3 protein-coding genes are annotated in these 4,672 nt (G+C 57.5%); all 3 read left to right on the forward strand.

Annotated elements, in window-relative coordinates; all coding sequences use genetic code 11:
* A partial coding sequence (lon, locus tag Q1K49_RS04950; RefSeq protein ID WP_300523477.1) for an endopeptidase La occupies positions 1-1,514 on the forward strand: 1,514 nt, incomplete at its 5' end.
* On the forward strand, positions 1,511-2,134 hold the full coding sequence (yihA, locus tag Q1K49_RS04955; RefSeq protein ID WP_300523480.1) for a ribosome biogenesis GTP-binding protein YihA/YsxC: 624 nt from the start codon (positions 1,511-1,513) through the stop codon (positions 2,132-2,134). The genes lon and yihA, both read left to right, overlap by 4 nt.
* 18 nt (positions 2,135-2,152) lie before the next feature.
* On the forward strand, positions 2,153-4,672 hold a 2,520-nt coding region (locus tag Q1K49_RS04960), incomplete at its 3' end, for a valine--tRNA ligase (RefSeq protein WP_300523481.1).

The following is a 4,672-nucleotide window of genomic DNA, read 5'->3' on the forward strand; positions in this document are numbered from 1 at the left end:
AAATGCCTCCCATGTCGGCGGAGGCTACGGTGGTGCGGGCCTACATCGACTGGCTCGTTTCCCTGCCGTGGCAGAAGCAGTCCAAGGATCGACTCGATCTTGCCGTCGCGAAGGATGTGCTTGAGGAAGACCATTACGGCCTTGAAGAGGTGAAGGAAAGGATTCTCGAATTCCTCGCCGTCCGTAAGAGAGCACGCCAGGATGTGCGGGGACAGGTCCTCTGCTTTGTCGGACCTCCCGGCGTGGGCAAGACGTCCCTTGGGCGCTCCATCGCGAGAGCACTGAACAGGAAATTCGTCAACATGTCTCTTGGAGGCATGCGCGACGAGGCGGAGATCCGCGGACACCGGCGAACCTACGTGGGAGCGCTTCCCGGGCGGATCATCCAGAAGATTCGAAGTTGCGGCACCAAAAATCCCGTGATGCTTCTTGATGAGATCGACAAAATCGGCGTGGATTTTCGCGGTGACCCCGCAGCGGCGCTACTGGAAGTGCTCGATCCGGAACAGAATCATCTCTTCACCGATCATTTTCTGGAGGTTCCTTTCGATCTCAGCCGAGTCCTTTTTCTGACCACCGCGAATGTGGCGCATACCATTCCGCGTCCGTTGCTCGACAGAATGGAAGTGATTCACATTCCCGGCTATGTCCTGGAAGAGAAGCTTCACATCGCCAGGCGGCACCTTCTGCCGAAGGTTCTCCACGAACACGGTCTGACGAAGGAGGATGTTCTCGTTTACGACAAGGCGATCAAGAAAATCGTCGGTGAATACACTCGCGAGGCCGGGGTGCGGAATCTGGAACGACAACTCTCGAAGCTTGCCAGAAAAGCTACGAGGGAGATCGTCGAAGCAGATGAGAGAAAAGAGCGAAAGACGCTCCCCCTCAAGGTCACCGCAGCACAGATCAAGACCTATCTGGGGCCTCCTCTCACGAAGGATACCCGTATTCCCGAAGAACCCAGCGAAGGAACCGTCATCGGCCTCGCCTGGACTGAAACGGGTGGGGACGTTCTGGTCATCGAGACGGTGACGATGAAAGGGAAGGGGAACATCACGCTCACTGGAAACCTGGGAAATATCATGCAAGAATCGGCTCGGACAGCCCTCGGATACATCAAGGCCAATGCCGATGCCCTTGGCATTCCAGAGATTTCCTGGGAGGAAACGGACCTCCATGTGCACGTTCCGGAAGGCGCCATCCCGAAAGACGGTCCCTCCGCCGGAGTGACGCTCGCCACAGGTATTCTTTCGGCTCTCTCCCACAGGCAAGTCCGGCACGAGTTCGCCATGACGGGCGAGATCACGCTCCGAGGAAACGTCCTCCCTGTGGGAGGAATCCGGGAAAAAGTCCTCGCGGCAAAGCGGCAGGGTATCCGGCAGGTCATTCTCCCCGAGGGAAACAGGGTTGACCTTGAAAGTCTCGCTCCCTGGGTGCGACGCGGGCTTGACTTCATTCTGGTGCAGCACGTTTCGGAAGTGCTCCGCACGGCACTCTTGGAAGAAAAGGCATGATCGTCTGGAAAGCCGGCCTTCTGGCCACGTGTTACACGCCCGCGCAGTTTCCACCCGCCCGTTTTCGGGAGATCGCACTGGTGGGACGATCCAATGTGGGGAAATCAACACTCGTGAACAAGCTTCTCGGACAACGTCTCGCTCACGTGAGCAACACGCCCGGAAAAACTCGAAGCATCAATTTTTTCTCCGTCACCTGCGCGTCCGAGAAAGTCGCATTTTTGCTGGTGGATCTTCCCGGGTACGGTTTCGCGAAACGGGGCAAGAACGAGCAGCAGGAATGGAAAATGCTTGTTGAGGCCTACCTGCTCCGCAGAGAATCCCTCGATCTCGTGCTCCAACTCGTCGATTTTCGGCACGGGCTCTTGGACAACGACCGGATTTTCCAGCAATGGGCCCGCGGAAACGACATTCCGGTACAGGTCGTCTTCACGAAAGCCGACAAGATCGCCCGGGGAAAGCACAGGGAGTACCTGGAGCGCTACCTTTCCCGGAGTGTTTTTACGAGGACGGTACCGCATATTACCGGTGCCACTTCCGGGTTGGGCGTGGAAGAATTGAAACTGTTCCTCACGGCTTTTTCGAGCCAAAACGCTTCCGGTCAAGCCGCTGAGGCTTGATATGACAGAGGAGGGTATATGGTGGACGCAACGCGGGAAATCGGCAAAGCCTACGATCCAGCTCCCATCGAAGACAAATGGTACGCCTGGTGGACGGCGCGAGGGCTCTTCCACGGCGAAGCCGGCGCCGAGGGCGAAGCTTTCAGCATTGTCATCCCTCCTCCCAACGTCACCGGTTCACTCCACATGGGACACGCTCTGAACAATACACTTCAGGATATCGTCTGTCGTTACAAACGTATGTGCGGATGCAACGTCCTCTGGCTTCCCGGAACGGACCATGCGGGAATCGCCACGCAGAACGTTGTGGAGCGACACTTGTCCCAGGAAGGCCTTTCCCGTCACGACATAGGAAGAGAGGCCTTCGAACAGCGGGTCTGGGCGTGGAAGGAACAGTACGGAAGCCGAATCATCCGTCAGCTCCAGAAGCTCGGCGCCTCCTGCGACTGGCGGCGAGAGCGCTTCACCATGGACGAAGGACTTTCCAGGGCCGTTCGTGAAGTTTTCGTGAAGCTCTACGAAAAGGATCTGATTTACAAAGGGAAATACATCATCAACTGGTGTCCTCGATGCAACACGGCTCTCTCCGATCTTGAGGTGGAACACGAGGAAACGCCCGGTAAACTCTATTTCGTAACCTATCCCTTCGCCGACGAAGGACGGGAAGGAGATGATGCGTCCGCCGGTGTCACCGTTGCGACGACGAGGCCCGAAACGATCCTCGGCGACGTCGCCATTGCAGTGCACCCCAGAGATGAGCGAAATCGCCACCTCATCGGAAGAACCGTCCTCGTTCCTCTTGTGGACAGGCCTGTCCCCGTCATTGAGGACAATATGGTGGACCCCGAGTTCGGGACGGGATGCGTCAAAATCACACCCGCCCACGATCCGAACGATTTCCTTGTGGGATTACGGCATGATCTCGAACAGATCCAGGTCGTGGACGACAAAGGAATCATGAACGACAGAGCGGGGAAGTACGCCGGGCTCGATCGTTTCGAGGCCAGGGCCGCCGTCGTCCGCGATCTTGAGGCGAAGAATCTGTTGCTGCGGATGGAGGAACATGACCATGCGGTGGGACACTGCTACCGCTGCCGGACAATCATCGAACCCTATCTTTCCGAACAGTGGTTCGTCCGCGCCAAACCCCTCGCGGAGGCCGGAGTCCAGGCGGTCAAGGACGGACGTATTCGCTGGGTGCCCGAGCAGTGGGCGAGCACGTACTTCCAGTGGATGGAGAATATCCGGGACTGGTGCATCTCCAGGCAGCTCTGGTGGGGACATCGGATTCCCGCCTGGACGTGTGGAGAGTGCGGTGCCATTCTCGTGGCGAACGAGACACCGAAAAAATGCGGGAAATGCGGCGGCACACAGCTTACTCAGGAAGAAGATGTGCTCGACACGTGGTTCAGCAGCGCGCTCTGGCCTTTTTCCACTTTCGGCTGGCCCGAGCGGACGGAGGAATTGGCTCGTTATTATCCCACATCCCTTCTCATCACCGGATTCGACATCATCTTCTTCTGGGTGTCGCGCATGATCATGATGGGATTGGAGTTCATGGATGACGTTCCCTTCCGGGACGTGTACATCCACGCGCTCGTCCGGGACGAACAGGGGCAGAAAATGAGCAAGTCCATGGGAAACGTGATCGACCCGGTGGACATCCTTGAGCAATATGGTGCGGACTCCCTTCGGCTCACGCTCGCGGCACTCACGACGCAAGGACGGGACATCTTCCTGAGCGCTTCAAGGATCGAAACGTATCGTTTCTTTCTGAACAAACTCTGGAACGCCTCCAGGTTTGCCCTGATGAACCTGGAGGACGAAACGCCTTCTTCGGAGAAACGCGGGCTCCTTTCTCTGGAAAAGGGCACCGGACTTCGATTCCACGACCGGTGGATCCTTTCAAGGACAAGGGAAATGGTGATGTCGACGACACGGCATCTCGACGGTTATTTCTTCGGAGAGGCCGCACGTGGGCTCTACGAGTTTGTCTGGGGCGAACTCTGCGATTGGTATCTGGAAATGGCGAAACCTGCGTTGCGAGGCGAAGAGGGGCCGGAGAGGCAACGCGCTACCCGGGAGGTCCTGCGGGAAGTCTTTCATGTGACACTGCAGCTGCTTCATCCCGTCATCCCCTTTGTCACGGAAGAACTCTGGCATGCCTTCGGATTCGACGAGGCTTCCATTGAGCAATCGCACTGGCCGAAACCGGAGTGTATCCCTCTCCACCTCAACGAAGACGACGACATGGCGTTTTTCCAGGATTTGGTGAAGAATATTCGCAATCTCCGGGCAGAGGCACGCCTGTCTCCCCAGACTGTAGCGCCTCAGGTTGTTTTGGTCGTACCCGAGGAAAAGGACCGGCGCTTTCTCGCTTCCTGCGAGGACCTTGTTCGTCTGCTCACCCGGGTGGAGACTCTTCCCATTCTCGGAGAGGCGGCAAATCTGCCCCGCTCACTCTCCGCCGTCCTACCGAAGGCGGTGGCTCATTTGGAAGTGTCGGAGTTTCTTGACGTGGACGCGGAGATCGCCCGC

The organism is Aminiphilus sp., from assembly GCF_029975095.1.
Classification (GTDB): Bacteria; Synergistota; Synergistia; order Synergistales; family Aminiphilaceae; genus Aminiphilus.